The organism is Pseudomonas sp. 2,4-D, from assembly GCF_030418155.1.
Classification (GTDB): domain Bacteria; phylum Pseudomonadota; class Gammaproteobacteria; order Pseudomonadales; family Pseudomonadaceae; genus Aquipseudomonas; species Aquipseudomonas alloputida.
The window spans coordinates 14,837-34,851 of record NZ_JAUHUI010000041.1 but is presented as its reverse complement, the minus strand read 5'-3'; the positions used below and the strand labels follow the sequence as shown (position 1 = coordinate 34,851).

Below are 20,015 nucleotides of genomic sequence, written 5' to 3'. Positions count from 1 at the left end.
CAGTCGTGCGCGCTGTGCTCTGGCAGAATAGCGGGATATTGCCTGTATCGGCCGTGGCTGCCGATTCATTAAGGGCTTGGTTTGATTTTTCGGGTGTGAACGATGGAAGAGCAAGGCACGGGTATCAGGGTCGAGGCGATGACAGCTGAGTATGCGCAACAGGCCAGGGCGTGGGCTGAACGCCTGGGCCTGCCGCTGCAGGACGATACCGCTGCCTTCGCGGTGCAGGTGGGCGCCGACGGCTTGCAGATTCAGCAGCTTGGCCCGCAAGCGCCCGGGCCGGTGCGTGTAGACTTCGTCGAAGGCCAGGCTGCGCATCGCCGCCAGTTTGGCGGTGGCAACGGGCAGATGATCGCCAAGGCTGTGGGCATTGCCCAAGGTATCCGGCCGCAGGTGCTGGATGCCACGGCAGGGCTGGGCAAGGACGCGTTCGTGCTGGCCAGCCTTGGCTGCCAGATGACCCTGATCGAGCGCCAGCCGCTGATTGCCGCGCTGCTGGAGGACGGCCTGGCGCGGGCGCGAGCGGATGAAGAGGTGGGCCCGATTGTCGGGCGCATGCGCCTGCTGACCGGCAACGCCATCGAGCGCATGCGCGCCTGGGAAGGGGAGGCGCCGCAGGTGATCTACCTCGACCCGATGTTCCCACACCGCGACAAGAGCGCCCTGGTGAAAAAGGAAATGCGCGTGTTCCGGCCTTTGGTCGGTGACGACCTGGATGCCCCGGCCCTGCTCGAAGCCGCCCTGGCGCTGGCCAGCCACCGGGTGGTAGTGAAGCGCCCGCGCAAGGCACCGATCATCGATGGGCCGAAGCCGAGCCATAGCCTGGAAGGCAAGTCGAGCCGGTATGACATTTATCCGAAGAAGGCGTTGAAAGCCTGACGTTTGTGTGGCCTGCCCAGGCCTCTTCGCGGGTAAGTTCGCGAAGAAGCCTGCTAAAACCAGAAATCAGGGCTGGAACGCCCGCAAGAACACCCCCACCACCTCGCGCACATGCGCCTCGGCTTGATTGCCTTCCAGCGGCCCCGCACATCCCAGCAGCAACCGGTAATCCGGTGCCCCTTTTACCAGGCAGAAGAAGTGCTCCGCGGCGCGCAGCGGGTTGTCGATGCGCAGCAGCCCACGCTCATGAGCCCGGCGCAGTAGCGCTTCCATGCCTGCGAGCACGCGCTTGGGCCCGGCTTCGTAGAAGTACTCGCCAAAACTCGGGTCCAGGCTGCCCTGGGCCATGATCAGGCGGCTGAGTTTGACCGCTTCGTCACTGCTGATAAGCGCCTGGAAGTTGCGGGCAATGGTCAGCAGTACTTCTTCTACCGGCACCCCCTCGGGATACTCGAACAGCAGGTCAGGCAACTGGACCTGGCAGGTGGCCATGACCGCCGAGCAGAACAGGGTCTGTTTGTCGGTGAAGTGGCTGTACACGGTGAGCTTTGAAACACCTGCCGCCGCAGCGACCGCATCCATGCTGGTGTTGGCGTAGCCTAGGCTGAGGAAGAGCGTCTTGGCCGCTTCGAGGATAGCCTCGCGCTTGGCCAGGTCCTTGGGCCGGCCCGGGCCGATGGGTGCGTCGTTGGGCATTGTGGTCTGCATCTGGTTTAAGAATCTCCATCTTAACGGGTCAGCCGCGATACGGCTAAAACTAGCTGACATTTACCTGCGGCCTGCCAACGTTCAGCTGATCGACAGGGGGGCGTTCAGCCGCCGCTTGATCTCACAGGCGCCAGAGGGCTCTAGCCAGGTCGTCGAAAAACCAGCGCATGCCCTTCCCGGCATCGTTGCGCTGATTTAATATACCAGCCAGTACAAATATTAAATGTGCACTCCGCGAAAGGATTCATCATGTTGCGCCATGCCTTGTCCATCGCTCTGCCCGCCGCTGCTGCCCTGCTTCTGGCGGCGTGTGGCCAGGAAGCTGCCCCACCCGCCGCGCCGCGCCCGGCGCTGGTGGTGCAGCCACAGCCGGCCGAAGCCGCTGCCGACAGTTACCCCGGCGAAGTGCGCGCGCGCTTCGAGCCGGAGCTGGCCTTCCGCATTGGCGGCAAGGTCAGCAAGCGCCTGGTGGAGGAGGGGCAGCGGGTCAAGGCCGACCAGCCGCTGGCCGAACTGGACCCGCAGGACGTGCGCCTGCAACTTGAAGCCAATCGCGCCCAGCTGGCGGCTGCCGAGGCCAACCTGGCATTGGTGCGCGCCGAGCGCGACCGCTACCAAAAGCTGCTGGAACGGCAGATGGTCAGCCACTCCCAGTTCGACAACGCCGAAAACCTCTACCGCGCCGGCCTTGCCCGTCTGAAGCAGGCCAAGGCCGAGTTCGATGTGGCGGGCAACCAGGCCGAATATGCCGTATTGCGTGCGCCGCAAGCCGGGGTGATCGCCAAGCGCCAGGTTGAAGTGGGCCAGGTGGTCGCCGCCGGGCAGACCGTGTTTACCCTTGCCGCCGATGGCGAGCGAGAAGTGGCCATCGGCCTGCCGGAGCAGCAGTTCGCCCGCTTCGCTGTGGGCCAACCGGTGAGCGTGGAGCTGTGGTCGCACCCGCAGGCGCGTTTCCAGGGGCGCATTCGCGAGCTGTCACCGGCCGCCGACCCGCGCTCGCGCACGTTTGCGGCGCGCATCGCCTTTACCACGGCCACCGTACCGGCTGAGCTGGGCCAGAGCGCCCGGGTGTTCATCGCCAAGGATGGGCTGATCCCGCTGGCGGTACCGCTGTCGGCAGTGACTGCGGAAAACGGTCAGTCCTATGTCTGGCGGGTGAACAAGGAAAGCCGCCTGGAGCGGGCGACCGTGCGCCTGGGGGCTTATGGCAGCGACAGTGTGCCGGTGCTCGAAGGCCTGGACCCGGGTGACTGGGTGGTTGCCGCTGGTGGCCATGTACTGCGCGAGGGCCAGGAGGTACGCCCCGTGGACCGCAGCAACCGTGTAGTGAACCTGACGGCCAAGGAGTAAGTCCCGATGGGTTTCAACCTTTCTGCCTGGGCGCTGCGCAACCGCCAGATCGTCCTGTTCCTGATGATCCTGTTGGCCGCCATTGGCGCCATGTCGTACACCAAGCTTGGCCAGAGCGAGGACCCGCCATTCACCTTCAAGGCCATGGTCATCCGCACCCTGTGGCCAGGCGCCAGCGCTGAGGAAGTGGCGCGGCAGGTGACCGAGCGCATCGAGAAGAAGCTGATGGAAACCGGTGAGTACGAGAGAATCGTCTCGTTCTCTCGCCCCGGCGAATCGCAGGTTACTTTCATGGCCCGCGACTCGCTGCACTCCAAGGACATCCCCGAGTTGTGGTACCAGATCCGCAAGAAGGTTGCGGACATTCGCCACACCTTGCCGCCGGAGATCCAGGGCCCGTTCTTCAACGACGAGTTCGGCACCACCTTCGGCAACATCTATGCGCTGACTGGCGAAGGCTTTGACTATGCGGTGCTCAAGGACTACGCCGACCGTATCCAGATCCAGCTGCAGCGGGTCAAGGATGTGGGCAAGGTCGAGCTGATCGGCCTGCAGGACGAGAAAGTCTGGATCGAGCTGTCCAACCTCAAGCTGGCCACCCTCGGCGTGCCGCTGGAAGCCGTGCAGAAGGCGTTGCAAGAGCAGAACGCGGTGAGCACCGCCGGTTTCTTCGAGACGCCCAGCGAGCGCTTGCAACTGCGCGTGAGCGGGCGTTTCGACAGTGTCGAGCAGATCCGCCAGTTCCCCATTCGCGTGGGTGATCGCACCTTCCGGATTGGTGATGTCGCCGAGGTGCACCGTGGCTTCAACGACCCACCTGCACCGCGCATGCGCTTCATGGGCGAGGATGCCATTGGCCTGGCGGTGTCGATGAAGGACGGTGGCGACATCCTGGTACTGGGCAAGGCCCTGGAAGGCGAGTTCGAGCGCCTGGCGCATAACCTGCCTGCCGGCATGACGCTGCGCAAGGTTTCGGATCAACCGGCGGCGGTCAAGGCCGGCGTGGGCGAGTTCGTGCAGGTGCTGGTCGAGGCGTTGGTCATTGTGCTGCTGGTGAGCTTCTTCTCGCTGGGCCTGCGCACTGGCCTGGTGGTGGCGCTGGCCATTCCGCTGGTGTTGGCCATGACCTTTGCCGCCATGCACTACTTCGGCATCGGCCTGCACAAGATTTCCCTTGGCGCGCTGGTGCTGGCCCTGGGCTTGCTGGTGGACGACGCGATCATTGCCGTGGAGATGATGGCGATCAAGATGGAACAGGGCTATGACCGCCTCAAGGCAGCCAGCTATGCCTGGACGAGTACGGCCTTCCCGATGCTCACCGGTACGCTGATCACGGCAGCAGGCTTTCTGCCGATTGCCACCGCGGCCTCCAGCACGGGCGAATACACCCGGTCGATCTTCCAGGTGGTAACCATCGCTTTGCTGACCTCTTGGGTGGCGGCTGTGGTGTTCGTGCCTTACCTGGGCGAGCGCCTGCTACCCGACCTGGCCAAGCTGCATGCGGCGCGTCATGGCAAGGACGGCCATGCTCCAGACCCATACGCCACCCCGTTCTACCAGCGCGTGCGACGGCTGGTGGAGTGGTGCGTACGGCGGCGCAAGACGGTAATCCTGCTGACCGTTGCCGCTTTTGTCGGCAGCCTCCTGCTGTTCCGCTTCGTACCCCAGCAGTTCTTCCCGGCCTCCGGGCGCCCGGAGCTGATGGTTGACCTGAAGCTGGCCGAAGGCGCCTCGCTGGCCAATACCGCCGAGCGGGTCAAGCAGCTGGAGGCGCTGCTCAAGCAGCAGGACGGTATCGATAACTACGTGGCCTATGTGGGCACCGGTTCGCCGCGCTTCTACCTGCCGCTGGACCAGCAACTGCCGGCAGCCAGCTTTGCCCAGTTCGTGGTGCTGGCCAAGTCGATGGAAGACCGCGAACGCCTGCGCAGTTGGCTGATCAGCACTGTGGACCAGCAGTTCCCCGACCTGCGCGCCCGGGTCACGCGCCTGGAAAACGGCCCGCCTGTGGGCTACCCGGTGCAGTTCCGGGTCACTGGCGAGCATATCGAGAAGGCCCGTGCACTGGCCCGTGAAGTGGCGGACAAGGTGCGCGAGAACCCGCATGTGGTGAACGTGCACCTGGACTGGGAGGAACCCAGCAAGGCGGTGTTCCTCGAAATCGACCAGGACCGCGCCCGTGCGCTGGGCGTGAGCACTTCGCACCTGGCGAGCTTCCTGCAAAGCTCGCTGATTGGCACCACGGTCAGCCAGTACCGCGAGGACAACGAGCTGATCGAGATCCTGCTGCGCGGCACCCTCCAAGAGCGCAGCGAGCTGGGCAACCTGGGTAGCCTGGCGTTGCCCACCGACAATGGCCAGAGCGTGGCGCTGTCGCAGGTGGCGACCCTGGAGTACGGCTTTGAAGAAGGCATTATCTGGCACCGCAACCGCTTGCCGACGGTGACCGTGCGTGCCGATATCTACGACCAGGAGCAGCCGGCGACGCTGGTGAAGCAGATTCTGCCGACCCTGCAGGAAATCCGCGCCAAGCTGCCCGATGGCTACCTGCTGGAGGTGGGCGGCACGGTGGAGGATTCCGAGCGTGGGCAGAAATCGGTGAATGCCGGCATGCCACTGTTCATCGTGGTAGTCCTGAGCTTGCTGATGATCCAGCTGCGCAGTTTCTCGCGCACGGTGATGGTGTTCCTCACCGCGCCGCTGGGGCTGATCGGTGTGACCCTGTTCCTGCTGGTGTTCCGCCAGCCGTTCGGCTTTGTCGCCATGCTCGGCACCATTGCCCTGGCGGGGATGATCATGCGCAACTCGGTGATCCTGGTGGACCAGATCGAGCAGGACATCGCAGCGGGGATGGAGCGCTGGCAGGCGATCATCGAGGCTACGGTGCGGCGCTTCCGGCCGATCGTGCTGACTGCGCTGGCGGCGGTGCTGGCCATGATCCCGTTGTCGCGTAGCGTGTTCTACGGGCCGATGGCGGTGGCGATCATGGGCGGGTTGATCGTGGCCACGGTGCTTACACTGCTGTTCCTGCCGGCGTTGTATGCGGCATGGTTCAGGGTGAAGAAGGGCTGAAGACCGCAGGGGGAGGGCTTAGCCCTCCCTTCGCGGGTAAACCCGCTCCTACGACGGCCTGTGTCCAACCCCGCCGCCGTGTAGGAGCGGGTTTACCCGCGAATACGGTAGCGGCAGCAACGGTGAACGGCTGGTGAAAATTGGCCAGCAGGCCCGGCCCTTTCGCGGGTGAACCCGCTCCTACAGCGCGCCGAAGACCTTCTTGGCCAGGCTGGTAGCCGCCGCTGCCGGGTTCTGGCGAATGTTCTGCTCCTGTTTGCCGATCATCTCGAACAGGCCATCCAGCGCCTTCTCGGTCACGTAGTTCTCGATATTGGCGTCATCCTTGACCAGCCCCAGGCCTTTGGCCTGGGCAGCGAAGGCATTGTACTGCTGGGCCACGCCGACCTTGTCGGTGGCCTGCTTGACGATTGGCAGGAACTTGGCGCGGATCTGCTCGCGGCTGCTCTTGTTCAGGTACTGGGTGGCCGAGTCGTCACCGCCGCTGAGAATGCCCTTGGCATCGGTCACGCTCATGTTGTTCACGGCATCCACCAGAATCGCCTGGGCCTGTGGCACGGCTGCCTCGGCGGCTTTGTTCATGCTGGTTTCCAGGGCTTCGACCTGTTCACCCTTGCCGAACATCTTCATCGCCTTGGCGGCTTTGCCCAGGTTGCCTGGCAGCTCGATGCGCACGTCCGGATTGTTGCTGAAGCCGCCTGGGGTGCTCAGTTGCTTGACGGCCAGCTGCGCACCTTGGGTCAGGGCATCTTTCAGGCCGCCGGTGGCGTCTTTCTGGCTGAGGTCGCCCAGCGACAGGGCCAGGGCACTGGCCGACAGCAGCAGGCCGGCGCACAGGGTGGTGAAGCGCAGGGAAGTGCGGATCATGAAGCTTTCCTTGTAAACGGATGAGTGCGGGTATCAGCGAACCTGATCTACCTTGATGCGTACCGATTGCGGGTCACTGCCATCAAGCGCGACACCGTGGTGTTCGGTATTGATGAACAGCAACTTGCCATTCAGCTCGATGCGCGCGCTCACCGCATAGCGGTGGCCAGGCTTGACCTGCGCGGGGTCATAGGTGAGATGGAACGGCAGCGGCACGTTGCCTTTGACCGGACCGGCCTGGCGCGCGAGGGTCACGGCAGGGGCGTCCATCAGCGACACATCCTGCAGTTCCACGCTCAGGGTGGCGGCAGGCGGCAGGGCAATGCGCTGCAGGTAGAAGACTTCGCCGTCCAGGCTGGCCTGGTTGGGTGGGGTTTGGCTGGAGCAGGCTGCAAGCAGGGATGCGCAACACAGCATAAAGAGCTTTTTCATGGAATCTCCGGTGTCCTTGGAGCTGGCTTGTGGCCAACCCCACGGACTTTAGCGGATTTTGCCGACCGATGAACCGTTAGAGGGTCGAAGTTTCCAGCCCGTCGTCACGGTGCAGGGCCACCTGGCGGATAGACAGGCGCAGCTCGGCCGACAGTACTCGCTTGGCTACGCCCTCGGCCAGCTCGCCGAGCTTGTCGTGATAACCCAGCTTGCCTTGCGCGTCGGCGTGCAGCACGCCTTGCTGAAGCAAGGTCTGGATGAAGTGGCGGAACAGCGTCTTGTCGAAGAACTCCGGTGCGTTCAGGCCATGCAGGATCGACAGGCGCTGGGCCATCATCACGCACAGGTCTTCCAGCGCTTCGGCGCTCAGGCTGTTCTGCCCGCTGTTGATCAGCAGCGAGGTGGCCATGTAGAAGCGCTGCAGGGTCTGGGTGATGGTGCGGGCGAGCAGGGTCAGCAACACGAACTGCCGCGAGCTGGGCGCCGGGCGCACGTACAGGTCGTTGTCCTGGCGCAGCAGGCCCTGTTCCACCAGCGCGACCAGCCATTGGTCGATGACCTCGTCCAGCTGTTCCGGCGTCCAGCGCAGGAACAGTTCGGCCTGCAGATAGGGATAAAGTGCATGCACATACTGGCCCAGCAGTTGGCGGCTCATGCGTGAACTGCTGAGGAAGAAACTGGCGAGCAGCGCCGGCAGGGCGAAGATGTGCAGCACATTGTTGCGGTAGTAGGTCATCAGCACCGCGTTGCCTTCATCCAGGTAGAGGATGCGGCCCAAGGCGTCCTTCTGCTCGGCCACCAGGTTCATGCTGCGCACATGTTCGATCAGTGCTTTGCCGTCGCCCTCGGGCAGGGTGGTGTGCGGCGAGTAGGGCACTTGGCGCAGCAGCGCCAGGTACAGGTCGAGAACGCGGGTCAGGGCGCGCTCGTCCAGGGCAAGGCGGCTGGTGGACAGCAGTGCCAGGGCCACCAGGTTGACCGGGTTGATGGCGGCCGCCTCGTTGAGGTGACGGGCCACGGTTTCTCCAAGGCGGGCGGTGGTGGCGTTGAGCCAGTCCGGACGGTACTGCGGACCGTGATCCTGTTCACGCCAGCCGGGCTGCTGCTGGTCGAGGAAGCCAGCCAGGCGGATGGGCTCGCCGAAGTTCACGTAGACCTGGCCAAAGCGCTGCTTGAGTGCGCCGAACACCTTGAAGATGTCGAACACCGACTCCTTCTTCTTGCTGGCGCCGCGCAGTTCGCCCAGGTAGGTACGGCCTTCGAGCACGCGCTCGTAGCCGATGTACACCGGCACGAACACGATTGGCGTACGCGACGAGCGCAGGAAGCTGCGCAGGGTAATGGCCAGCATCCCGGTGCGCGGCTGCAACATGCGCCCAGTACGCGAGCGGCCGCCTTCGACGAAGTACTCGACCGGGAAGCCCTTGGTGTACAGGGTGTGCAGGTACTCGTTGAACACTGCCGTGTAAAGCGGGTTGCCCTTGAACGTGCGGCGCATGAAGAAGGCGCCACCACGGCGTAGCAGGTTGCCCACCACCGGCATGTTGAGGTTGATGCCCGCAGCCACGTGCGGCGGGGTGAGACCGTTGCGGAACAGCAGGTACGACAGCAGCAGGTAGTCGATGTGGCTGCGGTGGCATGGCACGTAGATCACTTCATGGCCAGGGGCGATACCCTGCACCTGTTCGATGTGGTTGACCTTGATGCCGTCGTAGATCTTGTTCCAGAACCAGCTGAGCACCACTTCGAGGAAGCGGATGGCGGTATAGGTGTAGTCCGAGGCTATCTCGTTGCCATAGCGCAGTGCCTGGGCCTCGGCTTTGGCCAGCGGCAGGTTCTCGCGCTGCGCTTCGTCGGCAATCGCCTGGCGCACTTGCGGGGCATGTACCAGGCCTTTGACCAAGGTTCGTCGGTGCGAGATGTCCGGGCCGATGACGGCAGTCTTGAGGTTGCGAAAGTGCACGCGCATCAGGCGCTGGGCCATGCGCACGGTGCGCTCGTGGCCTTTGTTGTGCTGCACCAGTTCGCGCAGGTGGATTGGCGCGGAGAACTGTACCCGGGTCTTGCGCCCCAGGATCAGTACGGTCAGCAGCCGGCGCAGGCGCCCGGTTACCGCCCAGCTGTCGGCGAACAGCAGCTTCCAGGGGCTGGACTCGCTGGCCGGGGTCTGGCCCCAGAACACGCTGACAGGAATGATCTGCGCATCTTCTTCGGCATGCTGGCTGACGGCAGCCACCAGGCGCTCGAGCGTGGGCGGGGCGCCGCTTTTGTCCTGGCGGCCGAGCCAGTCCGGGTCGGGGGTCAGGTAGAAGAACGCGGCGGGTTCCTGCAGTGGGCCGACGGCTACCGGCAGCACCGGGCGCGGCAGCCCCGCCTTGGTGCACTCGTGGTCGAGCACGGCCAGGTCAGTGAGCGCGGGCGAGGGCAGCGCATAGAACACCGGCCGGCTGCGGTCGAGGTTGAGGGTCATGGAAGACTGGTTGATGGTCTCGGAGCGCACCCACAGGTACAACAGGCGACGCAGGCCGCCGAAGATCAGGCGGTGCAGGGGGGAACGGGTCATGGGGTGTGTGCCCTGGGTGTGATTTTCAGATGGGTATTCTGCTATTTAGTCTGCCGTATCGGCGTAAGTTCAGCAAAATTCGGCCAACGACGGGACCGTCATCAATTTTTTTTGTTCTGTGTCATATACTCGGCCTGCCACTTGCAGGATATTTCGGCAAGCGGCGTTGGCACGGGGCAGGTGACCTCGTGCCTGCAAGGCGATCTTCACAATAAAAATCCGGAGTAGTTCAGATGTCGTCTCGTGAGACTGGGAATGTAAAGTGGTTCAACGATGCCAAGGGTTATGGCTTCATTCAGCGCGAAGGTGGTGCGGATGTCTTCGTCCACTATCGGGCGATTCGCGGTGAGGGGCATCGTACCCTGGTCGAAGGGCAGCGGGTGGAGTACGCCTGCGTGCAGGGCCAGAAAGGCCTGCAAGCCGAAGACGTAGTGGGCCTCTGAGCCTCTGGTTTCAAGCCGTAGGAGCGGGCTTGCCCGCGAAGCAGCCACCACGGTGGCTGCCACGGGCATAGCCCGTGTTCGCGGGTAAACCCGCTCCTACAGAAACGAGCAAGGCTGCCGTTTCATGATGTACGCCAGGTGATTTCCTCTTCACCGTCGGCGCTGATGCGGACCCAGCGGTCAGCATCTTCTTCCCCGTCTTCCTCGACCCAGCCACCCGGCGCGCAGCGCACTTCCACACCCAGCGCGGCAAATGCGGCGCGGGCGCAGGCAACGTCATCGGCCCACGGCGTCTGGTCGCTTTCCAGGTACAGGCTGTTCCATTTCCCTACAGCCTTGGGTAACCAAGTGACCGGAATGTTACCGGCCTGGCATTTGAAGGTATGGCCTTTCTGCTTCCACTCGGTGCACGGGCCGATTGCCTGGGCGAGCCACTCGGCAATCTGCTTGTGGTCGACGTCGGCGTCCTTCAGGTAGATCTCGATATCAGGTTGACGCATAAGGGCTCCGGGTGTGCTCAGTCTTGGCGCACGAAATAGTCATAACGCATGGAAACCGTGACCTCGAACGGCTCGGGCTGGTCGATCACCCGGGCACGTTTTTCGGCGCTGGCGCGCCAGCCGTGTGGGGTCATGGCCAGCAGGTCGGCGCGGGCCTTGGACGCGGCCAGGCTCAGGCGGAACTCGAGGGTTTCGCTGTGGGCGTGGGCCATGCCTTCAGGGACCAGGGCCAGGTGCTTGTCGTCGGCGTAAGGGCGTACTTCATCGTAGAGCACTTCACGCAGTTCCATCAGGTGGCCGCTGGTCGGGCCGACCCGCATCAGGCCGCCGCCGGGGCTGAGCAAACGCTTGGCCTCGGCCCAGTCCAGCGGGCTGAAAACGCTGGCGATGAACTGGCAGCTGGCATCGGTCAGCGGTACCCGGGCCATGCTGGCGACCATCCAGGTGACCGCCGGTGCTCGGCGGCAGGCGCGCTTGACCGCTTCGCGGGAGATGTCCAGCGCATAGCCGTCGGCGGCCGGCAAGGCCTGGGCGATCTGTGCGGTGTAGTAACCCTCGCCGCAGCCGATGTCCAGCCAGGTGCCAGGCTGGCGCTCGGCGGCCAGCTCGGCCAGGCGGCGGGCGACTGGCGCGTAATGGCCCGCGTCGAGAAAGTCGCGGCGTGCCTCGACCATGGCCTGGTTGTCACCGGGGTCGCGGCTGTTCTTGTGCTGCACCGGCAGCAGGTTCAGGTAACCCTGGCGGGCGCGGTCGAAGCGGTGGCCAGCCGGGCACACCACACCATTGTCGAGCCGGCTCAGCGGCGCCTGGCAAAGCGGGCAGGCAAGCATCAGGCGAGCAACCGGACCAGGGTCTGGTAGTAGATTTCGGTCAGCAGATCGAGGTCGCTGGCCAGGATCCGCTCGTCAACCTGGTGGATGGTGGCGTTGACCGGGCCGAGTTCGACCACCTGGGTGCCCATGGTTGCGATGAAGCGGCCATCGGAGGTACCGCCGCTGGTGGAAGGCTGGGTATCGCGACCGGTGACGCCCTTGATGCTGGCCGCCACGGCGTCGAGCAGCTCGCCTGGTTCGGTCAGGAACGGCAGGCCCGACAGTGCCCAGTCGACCGACCAGTCCAGTTCATGCTTGTCGAGAATCGCAGACACTCGGGCCTGCAGGCCTTCGACGGTGGACTCGGTAGAGAAGCGGAAGTTGAACAGCGCGGTCAGCTCGCCCGGGACCACGTTGGTAGCGCCGGTGCCGGAATTGAGGTTGGAGATCTGGAAGCTGGTTGGCGGGAAGAAGGCATTGCCTTCGTCCCAGTGCTCGGCAGCCAGTTCCGCCAGGGCCGGGGCGGCCAGGTGGATCGGGTTGCGCGCCAGGTGCGGGTAGGCCACATGGCCCTGCTTGCCGCGTATGGTCAGTTTGGCGCCCAGCGAACCGCGGCGACCGTTCTTGACCACGTCACCCAACAAGGTGGTGCTGGACGGTTCGCCGACGATGCACCAGTCCAGGCGCTCGTTGCGCGCTTTCAGGCGTTCGACCACCGCTTTGGTGCCGTGGTGGGCGGGGCCTTCCTCGTCGCTGGTGATCAGAAACGCGACCTTGCCGCGATGGTTCGGGTAGTCCTGCACGAAGCGCTCGCTGGCGATGACCATGGACGCCAGGCTGCCCTTCATGTCGGCGGCGCCACGGCCGCAGAGCATGCCGTCGGCGTCGATCAGTGCCTCGAAGGGTTCATGCTGCCATTGCTGGACCGGGCCGGTAGGCACCACGTCGGTGTGGCCGGCAAAACACAGTACCGGGCCGTCCTGGCTGCCGTGGGTAGCCCAGAAGTTGTCGACGTCTTCAATGCGCATCGGCTCCAGCTGGAAACCGACGGCGCCCAGACGGCTCATCATCTGCGCCTGGCAATCGGCGTCGACGGGGGTGACCGAGGGGCGACGGATAAGGTCGCAGGCCAGTTGAAGGGTAGGCGAGAGCTCGGCAGGGGCCGTCATGGGGGACTCCGGGGCAAGGCAAGGCGGGGAAATCTGAGGGGCGTTATCTTATATCAAATGGTTTCGGGCAGCACGGCCCATTCGCGAGCGTGCCCGCGAATGGGCTGCACAGGTCAGCCCAGGCAGCTTCAAGCCTGCTGCGCTTCGGCAGCCTTTTCTGCGGGCTTGGGCAGCGACGACAGGAACGCCATCACCAGCGCAGCCACATAAGGCAACGACTGCACCAGCAACATCGCCACCCAGAAGCGCATGTCCGAACTCGGCAGCCCCTGCACCAGGTAGATGCCCAGCGCCGCGCCCCACAGCATCAACATGATGAACAGCTCTTCACGGGCTTCGGAAATCGCCACCAGCAACCCATGGCTGTCAGCGTTCTTCGGCGTTCGGAAGAACGGCATGCTGCTGGTGAAGAAACCATACAGTACCGCCTTGGCGATGGTGTGCGACAGCGCCAGCCCGGCCAGCGCAGCTGCGAAGGCATCCTTGAGGTTCACCCCCACCGCTCGGCGGTATAGGAAGATGATCTTGCCGACCTTGAAGAAGAACAGCGCCAGCGGCGGGATGGCGAAGATCATCAGGGGCGGATCGACCCGATGCGGCACGATGATCATCGCCGCCGACCACAGCAGCGCGCCGATGGTGAAGAAGATGTTCATGCCATCGGCGATCCACGGTAGCCAGCCGGCCAGGAAGTGGTAGCGCTGGCCACGGGTCAGCTGGCTGCCTTTGCCGCGCAGCAGCGCGCCGGCGTGGTGCTTGATGATCTGGATGGCGCCGTAGGCCCAGCGGAAGCGTTGCTTCTTGAAGTCAATGAAGGTGTCGGGCATCAGGCCTTTGCCGTAGCTGTTGTGGGCGTAGGCGGCGGACAGGCCCTTCTCGAACACGCGCAGGCCCAGTTCGGCGTCCTCGCAGATGCACCACTCGGCCCAGCCCAGTTCTTCCAGCACACTGCGCCGGGTCATGGTCATGGTGCCGTGCTGGATGATCGCGTCACGGTCGTTGCGGGTGACCATACCGATGTGGAAGAAGCCCTTGTATTCGCTGTAGCACAGCTTCTTGAAGGCGCTTTCGTGCTGGTCGCGGTAATCCTGCGGTGACTGCACCACGGCAATTTTCGGGTCGGCGAAGTGCGGCACCATGTGCTTGAGCCAGTTGCGGTCGACGCAGTAGTCCGAGTCGATTACCGCGATCACTTCGGCGTCCTTGGCCGTGTGCGGGATCAGGTAATTCAGAGCGCCACCCTTGAAGCCGGCCAGAGGCGCGACGTGGAAGAACTTGAAGCGCTCGCCAAGCTTTTCGCAGTGGGCCTTGAGCGGCTCCCACACGGCCGGGTCCTTGGTGTTGTTGTCGATCACCAGCACTTCGTAGTCGGGGTAGTCCAGGGCGGCCAGGGCGTCCAGGGTCTGTTTCACCATCTCAGGTGGCTCGTTGTAGCACGGCACATGCACCGACACCTTGGGCCGGTAGGCACTGTCGGCCTGCACGGGCAGGAATTCGCGTCGGCGCTTTCGTATCCAGACCGCCTCGGCCAGTTCGTGGGCCTCGGTGAGCAGCACGATGAACACGCCCAGCGCGCCGAGGGCCAGCAGCACGCCCACGGTCAGGCTGAACCAGGTGCTGTATTGCTGGCTGTAGTCATAGGCGATCCACACCAGCACCGACCCGCACAGGAAGGTGATGAACGTCAGGAAGGTACGGCCACGCTGGCGCAAGGCCGAGCCATCGATGAACAGCACCATCAGGGCGATCACTGCCAGCACCACCGACGCCACTGCCAGGGCCCGCCACTGCGGGATCGCCACCACGGGGCCGTCGAAGTTGAACTTCTGCTGCCGCTCGGCGTTGTAGACGCCCCAGTAGGCGCCTACCGAACCTTCGTCGCTGGCCTTCCAGGGTTGGTCATAGGCTTCAATGACAAAGTAGTTGTAGCCACGGCGGTTGAGGGTGTTGACCAGGGTGCGCAAGTAGATGGCCTGGTCGGCCTGTGTGGCATCGGCACCGCCGCGCATGCGGCCGTTGCTCGGCCAGCCGACTTCCGACAGCAGCAGGGGTTTGCGCGGGAACTGATGCTTCAGTTCACGGGCGCGGTCGAGGACGAACTCGACCGAATCCTTCATCGGCACGAACTCCCAGTAGGGCAGGATGTGCGCGGCAATCAGGTCGACGTGCCTGGCCAGCTCAGGATGTTCCTTCCAGATGTGCCATTGTTCACTGGTGGTCACGGGCACCTTCACGGCTGCGCGTACGCGGTCCAGGTATTTGATCAGGTTTTCCGGTGTGACTTCTTCACGGAACAGCGCCTCGTTGCCGACCACCACCCGCACCACGCTGCGCGACGTGTTGGCCAGCTGGATGGCCGTGGCGATTTCGCGCTCGTTGCGCTCCAGGTCCGGGCTGATCCATATCCCCAGCGTCACCCGCAGGCCGAACTCCTCGGCCAGGCGCGGGACGTCGGCCTGGGTACCTTCCACGGTATAGATACGGATGCTGTCGGTCAGCTTGCTCAGTTGCTCCAGATCCTGGCGCATTTCGTCGTCAGTGGGGTACTGACCCTTCTGTGGGCTTTCGCCCAGGCGGAACGGCGAATACGAAAAGCCAGAGATCTGTTCTGGCCAGGCGGGGGCGGAGACCGGGCGGTTGATCAGTGCCCAGAACCCGGTGAACAGTGCGGCGATGGCCAGCACCACTACCAGGTTCAGGCCGAATTTACGTGAAGACATCGTCGTCCATTCATGTGGAAGTGATAGGACATTAAAGCAGGGTTGGCAGTCTCTTTCCTAACGATGCAGGCCAAGGGTCCACTGGCATATAATGCGCGCCGGTTTTTTGGGGTATGAACATGAGCACAGAAGATCCACGCTTTGCCGGCGTTGCCCGGCTGTATGGCGACCAGGGGCTGCAACGTCTGGGCCAGGCCCATGTGGCTGTGGTCGGTATTGGCGGGGTGGGCTCGTGGGTGGCCGAAGCACTGGCACGCAGCGGCGTGGGCGAGATCACCCTGTTCGACCTGGACGATGTCTGCGTCAGTAACACCAACCGCCAGGCCCATGCGCTGGAAGGGCAGGTGGGGCGGCCCAAGGTCGAGGTCATGGCCGAGCGCCTGCGGGCGATCAACCCAGGGTGTACGGTGCATGCGGTGGCCGACTTCGTCACCCGCGAGACCATGGCCGAGTACATCACCGAGCATCTCGATTGCGTGATCGACTGCATCGACAGCGTCATGGCCAAGGCGGCGTTGATCGCCTGGTGTCGGCGGCGCAAGATTGCCATTGTCACTACCGGTGGCGCGGGCGGGCAGATCGACCCGACGCAGATCCAGATCGCCGACCTGAACAAGACCTTCAACGACCCATTGGCTTCACGGGTGCGTTCCACCCTGCGCCGCGACTACAACTTCTCGCGTAATGTCAGCCGCAACTATGGCGTGCCGTGCGTATTCTCCAGTGAGCAGCTGCGTTACCCCAAGGGGGATGGCAGCGTTTGCCTGCAGAAAAGCTTTGTCGGTGAGGGCGTGCGGCTGGACTGCTCGGGTGGCTTTGGTGCAGTGATGATGGTGACCGCGACCTTTGGCATGGTAGCGGCGAGCAAGGCGATAGAAAAACTGGTGGCTGGAGCGCGCCGGCCGTCGGAACGGGTAAAGCCTGAATAGACCGCGTGGGCGTCTTCACGGGCCCGACCGCTTCCACAGGTACTGCATCTCTCTCAAGCATGATGCCGTACCTGTGGAAGCGGGCAGGCCCGCGAAGAAACCGGCGCCGATTCAGCGGCTGGACGCCAACTCCGCCATCCGCTGCAACACCGCATGCAGCCCATTGCTGCGCGACGGTGACAGTTGGCGTTCCAGCCCGAGCTGGGTAAACCACTCGCGCAGATCAATCCCGGCCAGCTCCTCACTGGCCAGTCCCTGCACCCGCACCAGCAACAGCGCCAGCAGCCCACGCAACAAGCGGGCATCGCTGCTGGCCTTGAACCGCCACACGCCCTCGATCTGCTCGGCCACCAGCCACACCAGGCTCTCGCAGCCATGCACCCGGTTGGCCTCGGTCTTTTCGGCGTCTGCCAGCGGCTCCAGGCGGTCACCCCACTGCATCAGCAGCCGCGCACGCTGTTCCCAGCCTTTGCCCTGTTGAAAAGCTTCCAGCGCTTGGTGCGCCTGTTCCGGCAGGCTCATCGCAACAGCTCCAGGCCTTGGTCCAGCGCGTCGAAGAAACGCTGCAAGTCATCGCTGTCGTTGTACAAACCCAGCGATACCCGTATCGCGCCTTCCAGCCCCAGCCCCTTCAGCAGTGGCATGGCGCAGTGGTGACCCGCACGCACGGCAATGCCCTGTTCAGTCAGCAGGTGAGCGATATCGGCGTTGTGCACGCCCTCGATGACGAAACTGGCCAGGGCCGCCTGCGGTGTGCCCAACACCCGCACGCCCTCGCGGTCGCCCAGGCCACGCAGCAGGTGCTGGTGCAGGCTGGCTTCATGCGCTGCGACCGCATGGGCATCGAGGCTGGCCAGATAGTCCAGTGTCGCACCCAGGCCGATCACCCCGGCAATCGGTGGCGTACCCGCTTCGAAGCCCAGGGGCGCGGGACGGAAGCTGGCGCTGTGGTACTCGGCCAGCTGCACCATCTCGCCACCGAACTGCCAGTGGCGCAACAGCGCCAGGGCCTGGGCGCGGCCATAGAGCACGCCGACGCCGTCCGGGCCGTACAGCTTGTGGCTGGAAAACACATAGAAGTCGCAGCCCAGTTGCTGCATGTCCTGGCGACCATGCACCACACCCTGGGCACCATCGACCACCGTCAGCGCGCCCTGGGCGCGGGCATGGGCCAGCAGCGCAGGCAGCGGTTGCCAGGTACCCAGCACGTTGGACAGCTGGCTGATGGCGAGTACTCGGGTGCGCGGGCCGATCAGTTGCAGTGCCTGGTCCTGGTCGATACGACCATGGGCGTCCAGTGGCAGCACCACCAGGCGCAGGTTGCGCCGGTACGCCAGCTGTTGCCAGGGCAGCAGGTTGGCATGGTGCTCCAGGGCACTGATGGCAATTTCGTCACCGGCTTCGAGGCGGTGCTCCAGGCCATAGGCCAGCAGGTTCAGTGCCGAGGTGGCGCCGGGGGTGAACACGATCTGCCGCGAGTCTGCGGCATTGAGCCAGGCGGCGACTTTGTCGCGGCTGGTTTCGAAGGCCTGGGTCGCCAGCGCACCTGGCAAATGCTGGGCACGGTGCACGTTGGCTGCGCCATGGCCGTAGTAATGGCTCAGGGCATCGAGCAAGGCTTGCGGCTTCTGGGTGGTGGCGGCGCTGTCCAGATAAGTCTGGTGCTGCCGTTGCAGGGCGGCGATGGCGGGGAAGTCGGCACGCCAGGGAGAGGGCTGGAACATGTTTGCGAGGCCTGGAATGAAAATCGGGTCTGGTGCATTGGCGCCAGACCCGATCTTAACACCTCAAACCCGGCAGGGTTCTCAGTTGTGAGCGTGCAGCGCTTCGTTCAGCTCGATGGCCGACTTGTGGGTCTTGCACTCTACCGCGCCGTTCAGCGAGTTGCGGCGGAACAGCAGGTCGGTCTGGCCGGCCAGGTCGCGGGCCTTGACCACTTTGACCAGTTCGTTGTTCTCGTCCAGCAGGTTCACCTTGGTGCCCGCGGTGATGTACAGGCCGGCTTCGACAGTGTTGCGGTCGCCCAGCGGAATACCGATACCGGCGTTGGCGCCGATCAGGCAGCCTTCGCCTACTTTGATGACGATGTTGCCGCCACCGGACAGGGTGCCCATGGTCGAGCAGCCGCCGCCCAGGTCCGAGCCCTTGCCGACGAATACGCCCGCGGAAACGCGGCCTTCGATCATGCCCGGGCCTTCGGTACCCGCGTTAAAGTTGACGAAGCCTTCGTGCATGATGGTGGTGCCTTCGCCAATGTAGGCGCCCAGGCGCACACGGGCGGTGTCGGCGATACGCACGCCGGCCGGAACCACGTAGTCGGTCATTTTCGGGAACTTGTCCACCGAGAACACTTCCAGCAGCTCGCCCTTCAGGCGTGCTTCCAGTTGCAGTTCGGCCAGCTCGCCCAGGTCGACTGCGCCCTGGTTGGTCCAGGCCACGTTCGGCAGCAGCGGGAAGATGCCGGCCAGGCTTACGCCATGCGGCTTGACCAGGCGGTGCGACAGCAGGTGCAGCTTGAGGTAGGCCTCTGGGGTCGAGCTCAGGGCAGCGTCTTCGGCCAGCAGGGTGGCGACCAGCGGCTTGTGGCTCTCTGCCAGGCGGGTCAGCAGTGCGGCTTGCGCGGCGTCCACGCCTTTCACGGCTTCGGCCAGTTGCGCGGCCTGGGCGTTGCTGAAGGCGATGGCCTGGTTACCACCTTCGTAACCGAGAACAGGGGCTACTGCAGCAACCAGTTCGGCGCTCGGGTTGAGCAGTGGTTGTGCGTAGAACACTTCCAGCCAGGCGCCCTGGCGGTTCTGGGAGCCGACACCGAAGGCCAGGCTGAACAGGGTATTGGACATGTGATTACCTCGTGCGAAATAGGGTAGGGGCTCAGGCCAGGGCAGCGGCGTACAGGTCGGGCTTGAAGCCAACCAGGGTACGCGCGCCAAGGTCGAGCACCGGGCGTTTGATCATCGACGGCTGGGCCAGCATCAGCTCGACGGCCTTGGCCTGGTCGAGGTCTGCCTTGCTGGCGTCGTCCAGCTTGCGGAAGGTGGTGCCGGCACGGTTGAGGATGACTTCCCAGCCGTGTTCGTCGCACCAGCGGTTCAGGCTGTCGCGGTCGATGCCTTGGGTTTTGTAATCGTGGAATTCGTAGGCGATGGCTTTGTCTTCGAGCCAGGTACGCGCCTTTTTCATGGTGTCACAGGCTTTGATGCCGTAGAGCGTGTAGGTCATTGTGTACATTGGGGTTACAAGTCGCCCCAATCTCTCCGTTTTTCGATGTCAGTCGCGGGATTATGCGGGAACGAGACTGGGAGCGCCACGGGTGTGCGAGTCTTGGGGTTTGGTGGGGCGTGGTTAGGTCTGCCTTGAGTCTTGTAGCGCCTTTGAGATCGAGCGCCGCCCGCGCGGCGCTTCGCGGGTAAACCCGCTCCTACGTTTGTTTCTGGCCAGTTATGCCTGTGGCATTTGCGCGCGAACGCCTTGGCGCACGCCTCGATATCGCGTCGTACAAACAAGGCGGTCGCGCGGGTCTGGCACAGGCGATACTGGCCCGAAACAAACGTAGGAGCGGGTTTACCCGCGA

Annotated in this window: 17 protein-coding genes; 5 read left to right on the top strand and 12 right to left on the bottom strand. The window is 64.0% G+C overall.

All coding sequences use genetic code 11. The features are described from left to right. Positions 1–102 precede the first annotated feature (102 nt). Complete coding sequence (locus QYE47_RS22535; RefSeq protein ID WP_019752421.1) at positions 103–879, top strand: class I SAM-dependent methyltransferase; 777 nt, start codon at positions 103–105, stop codon at positions 877–879. A 66-nt stretch (positions 880–945) separates the two neighbouring features. Here QYE47_RS22535 and QYE47_RS22530 read toward each other — a convergent pair whose 3' ends face one another. Next, entirely contained in the window at positions 946–1,587 is a 642-nt protein-coding gene (locus QYE47_RS22530; protein ID WP_014592155.1) for a TetR/AcrR family transcriptional regulator, read from the bottom strand. Between the two features lie 249 nt (positions 1,588–1,836). On the opposite strand from QYE47_RS22530, the gene QYE47_RS22525 reads away from it, so the two are divergent. Together QYE47_RS22525 and QYE47_RS22520 are read left to right on the top strand one after the other, a co-directional pair. Continuing rightward, positions 1,837–2,937 (top strand): efflux RND transporter periplasmic adaptor subunit, encoded by a 1,101-nt coding sequence (locus tag QYE47_RS22525; RefSeq protein ID WP_070384296.1) that lies wholly within the window; start codon positions 1,837–1,839, stop codon positions 2,935–2,937. A gap of 6 nt (positions 2,938–2,943) precedes the next feature. After that, positions 2,944–6,009: an efflux RND transporter permease subunit gene (locus QYE47_RS22520; RefSeq protein ID WP_070384295.1), complete on the top strand. Its 3,066-nt coding sequence runs from the start codon at positions 2,944–2,946 to the stop codon at positions 6,007–6,009. Between the two features lie 180 nt (positions 6,010–6,189). On the opposite strand, the gene QYE47_RS22515 is transcribed toward QYE47_RS22520, so the two are convergent. The 3 genes from QYE47_RS22515 to plsB form a co-directional block, all read right to left on the bottom strand. Further along, entirely contained in the window at positions 6,190–6,876 is a 687-nt protein-coding gene (locus tag QYE47_RS22515; protein ID WP_014592152.1) for a DUF4197 domain-containing protein, read from the bottom strand. 33 nt (positions 6,877–6,909) lie between these two features. Then, a complete protein-coding gene (locus tag QYE47_RS22510; protein WP_003252249.1) occupies positions 6,910–7,308 on the bottom strand; it encodes a YbaY family lipoprotein in 399 nt (132 codons plus the stop codon). A gap of 76 nt (positions 7,309–7,384) precedes the next feature. After that, on the bottom strand, positions 7,385–9,871 hold the full coding sequence (gene plsB, locus QYE47_RS22505) for a glycerol-3-phosphate 1-O-acyltransferase PlsB (protein WP_019437669.1): 2,487 nt from the start codon (positions 9,869–9,871) through the stop codon (positions 7,385–7,387). Between the two features lie 233 nt (positions 9,872–10,104). Between plsB and QYE47_RS22500 the strand changes: the two genes are divergently transcribed. Further along, the gene (locus QYE47_RS22500; protein WP_003252255.1) at positions 10,105–10,314 is read left to right on the top strand and encodes a cold-shock protein; all 210 of its coding nucleotides are present in this window, start codon (positions 10,105–10,107) and stop codon (positions 10,312–10,314) included. 122 nt (positions 10,315–10,436) lie between these two features. Here the strand turns inward: QYE47_RS22500 and QYE47_RS22495 are convergent, their stop codons facing one another. The 4 genes from QYE47_RS22495 to QYE47_RS22480 form a co-directional block, all read right to left on the bottom strand. Further along, positions 10,437–10,814 (bottom strand): hypothetical protein, encoded by a 378-nt coding sequence (locus QYE47_RS22495; RefSeq protein ID WP_010952612.1) that lies wholly within the window; start codon positions 10,812–10,814, stop codon positions 10,437–10,439. A 17-nt stretch (positions 10,815–10,831) separates the two neighbouring features. Further along, positions 10,832–11,644, bottom strand: a complete 813-nt coding sequence (locus QYE47_RS22490) for a putative RNA methyltransferase (RefSeq protein WP_014592149.1) — start codon at positions 11,642–11,644, stop codon at positions 10,832–10,834. After that, positions 11,644–12,795, bottom strand: a complete 1,152-nt coding sequence (dapE, locus tag QYE47_RS22485) for a succinyl-diaminopimelate desuccinylase (protein ID WP_014592148.1) — start codon at positions 12,793–12,795, stop codon at positions 11,644–11,646. Before dapE ends, QYE47_RS22490 begins: the two co-directional genes overlap by 1 nt. 128 nt (positions 12,796–12,923) lie before the next feature. Next, positions 12,924–15,515 (bottom strand): glycosyltransferase, encoded by a 2,592-nt coding sequence (locus tag QYE47_RS22480; RefSeq protein ID WP_014592147.1) that lies wholly within the window; start codon positions 15,513–15,515, stop codon positions 12,924–12,926. Positions 15,516–15,634: 119 nt separating this feature from the next. Between QYE47_RS22480 and tcdA the strand changes: the two genes are divergently transcribed. Further along, positions 15,635–16,444 (top strand): tRNA cyclic N6-threonylcarbamoyladenosine(37) synthase TcdA, encoded by an 810-nt coding sequence (gene tcdA, locus QYE47_RS22475; RefSeq protein WP_003252264.1) that lies wholly within the window; start codon positions 15,635–15,637, stop codon positions 16,442–16,444. A gap of 111 nt (positions 16,445–16,555) precedes the next feature. On the opposite strand, the gene QYE47_RS22470 is transcribed toward tcdA, so the two are convergent. The 4 genes from QYE47_RS22470 to QYE47_RS22455 all read right to left on the bottom strand — a co-directional run bounded on the left by QYE47_RS22470 (position 16,556) and on the right by QYE47_RS22455 (position 19,663). Further along, positions 16,556–16,966, bottom strand: coding sequence for a SufE family protein (locus QYE47_RS22470; RefSeq protein ID WP_014592145.1), 411 nt, complete (start codon positions 16,964–16,966; stop codon positions 16,556–16,558). Next, entirely contained in the window at positions 16,963–18,168 is a 1,206-nt protein-coding gene (locus QYE47_RS22465) for a cysteine desulfurase (RefSeq protein WP_070384294.1), read from the bottom strand. Before QYE47_RS22465 ends, QYE47_RS22470 begins: the two co-directional genes overlap by 4 nt. Before the next feature lie 81 nt (positions 18,169–18,249). Then, the gene (dapD, locus tag QYE47_RS22460) at positions 18,250–19,284 is read right to left on the bottom strand and encodes a 2,3,4,5-tetrahydropyridine-2,6-dicarboxylate N-succinyltransferase (protein WP_019437665.1); all 1,035 of its coding nucleotides are present in this window, start codon (positions 19,282–19,284) and stop codon (positions 18,250–18,252) included. A gap of 31 nt (positions 19,285–19,315) precedes the next feature. Continuing rightward, complete coding sequence (locus tag QYE47_RS22455; protein WP_003252272.1) at positions 19,316–19,663, bottom strand: ArsC family reductase; 348 nt, start codon at positions 19,661–19,663, stop codon at positions 19,316–19,318. Positions 19,664–20,015: the final 352 nt, after the last annotated feature.